The sequence below is a fragment of the Methanoculleus sp. UBA413 genome, assembly GCF_002502935.1.
Classification (GTDB): domain Archaea; phylum Halobacteriota; class Methanomicrobia; order Methanomicrobiales; family Methanoculleaceae; genus Methanoculleus; species Methanoculleus bourgensis.
The window spans coordinates 1-298 of sequence record NZ_DAQR01000081.1 but is presented as its reverse complement, the minus strand read 5'-3'; positions in this window follow the sequence as shown (position 1 = coordinate 298).

Sequence of the window (298 nt, the reverse complement as noted above, 5' to 3'; positions counted from 1 at the left end):
GGGTCGCAGCGGGTCTCGCAGCTCGCAAGCACCGTGAACGCGATGCTCGCGTTCATCGCCCCGATCAGTTTCATGATCCTGGTGCTCGCGTTCCTGCTCTCGGTCTTTGCGTATATTATGTTGCAGTAGTACATCGATTCTCAATTACCGGCACTCTCAACGGACAGTACTTCGCTCATTTCGGCATCTGAAATCGACCAATGCAGCCTCGCATAGCGACCTAAAATGGGATCGGCAGCACCCGGGCACCGGACTTCGCGGGCAACGCGTGAGAGCGCGAGAGGCCATATTGCTATCT